Origin of the sequence: Methylobacter tundripaludum (assembly GCF_002934365.1) — a bacterium.
Classification (GTDB): Bacteria; Pseudomonadota; Gammaproteobacteria; order Methylococcales; family Methylomonadaceae; genus Methylobacter_A; species Methylobacter_A tundripaludum_A.
Window position 1 is genome coordinate 1 of the sequence record NZ_PTIY01000037.1, and the last position, 1,728, is coordinate 1,728.

The following is a 1,728-nucleotide window of genomic DNA, read 5'->3' on the forward strand; positions in this document are numbered from 1 at the left end:
ACGGGCGGCAAATACGGCCAGTGTGGGCGCGGTATACAGGTAGCGCGCCGGAATGCTGACTGCCAAGGCCTTGGACAGGCGATGCGCCATTGCGACGGCCAGCAGGCTGTTGCCGCCCAGGCCGAAAAAATTATCTTCGCGGCAAACGTCCTGGCCCAGCAATTCGCTCCAAATCGGCGCGATAAGCACTTCCATCGAGGTGGATGGCGGTGTTTTTATAACCTCGACCTGCGCTTCGCCGACTAATTGCAATAGCGCCGTCCTGTCCACCTTGCCGTTAACGGTTAGCGGAATACGCTCAATCGCAGTCAGGGTGGCCGGAATCATGTAATGGGGCAGGCGGGCGGCCAGGCGGGGATGCCAGTCCGCCTCGCCGGGCAAGACGCAGCCTTGGGCCATAGCGACAAAGCCGCGCAGAAATTGGGTGCCGTTGGCGGCATTTTCCACCAATACGATGGCTTCGGTGACATCCGGCAGCGCCAGCAGGGCCGTTTCAATTTCCTCCAATTCGATGCGCTGGCCGTGGATTTTGATTTGGTGATCCATGCGGCCTTTGATGACCAGACGGCCATCGTCCGTCCAGCAGCCCAAATCGCCGGATCGGTAGAACCGGCAACCGTCAACGGTCACAAAGCGTTCGGCGGTCAGCTCGTCATTATTCAGATAGCCCCTGGACAGGCCCAGCCCGCCCAACCAGATTTCGCCAATGACGCCGGGAGGCACGGGTTGCCCGCCGCCGTTGCGGATCGATATGAGGGTGTTGGCCAACGGCGGTCCGACGGACAAAGGACGGCTGGGATCGGGGAAGGGGGGAATATGCTCCAGGCTGACGATGATGGTCGTTTCCGTGGGGCCATAGGCATGCCAAAACTCGACCTCGCGGCCGTGAATGTTCACGTCCTCGTGGCTGGACGGCTCGCCGCCGACAATCAGCACGCGCAAGCCGTTAAACGGCTTGTTTTTGCTGATACGCAAATAGGACGGGGCGTGGAAGGCCACGGTCACCGCCATTTTGGCGTAATAATCCTTCATGGCCCACGGGTCGTCGCGCAGGCTTTTTGAAATCGGCGCCAGCGCGGCGCCATTGAGCAGGCCCAGGCCCAGCTCCCATAAGGAAGCGTCAAAACTGGGCGTCGCGACCAGTGCGACACGATCGTCTGCGGTCAGGCGAATGGCGCGGGCCGATTCCTGTATGGTGTTGATCATCGCAGCGTGGGATATGGGGACGCCCTTGGGCATTCCTGTCGTGCCGGAGGTATAGATGACATAGGCCACGCTGTCGGCCGGGCGGACAATATCCGGGCGCCGTTCCGTAGGCTGTCGGCAGTCGGGCGTTAAGACCGCCGTCGCCATATCCGACAAGGCTGCTGGGACGGGCAGGTTGTCCGGTACGACCAGGATCCGGGCCTTGGCGTCGGCCATCATATGAGCCAGCCGTTCGGGCGGGTGGTCTGCCGCCAACGGCAAATAGGCGGCCCCGGCTTTCCAGATGCCCAGCACGACGGCGGGCAAGCCGTCGCAAATGTCGGTCAAGACGGCAACGGTGTCGCCGCTTTCCAGGCCATGCTCCAACAGGGCATGGGCAATGCCGTTGGCCCGGCGGTTCAGTTCGGCGTAAGTGACGGTTTCATGTTCGCAGACGACGGCATGATGAAGCGGCGTCTTTTGAGCCCAGGCCTCGAAGACTTGCTGGAAGCAACGTTCAGGCACCGGAAGCGCGGGTCCTTG

1 protein-coding gene is annotated in these 1,728 nt (G+C 61.8%); it reads right to left on the reverse strand.

The window, feature by feature from the left end; all coding sequences use genetic code 11:
• Positions 1 to 1,728, reverse strand: a 1,728-nt coding sequence (locus tag B0F88_RS19070; RefSeq protein WP_146083374.1) for a non-ribosomal peptide synthetase, incomplete at both ends; no start/stop codon positions are given.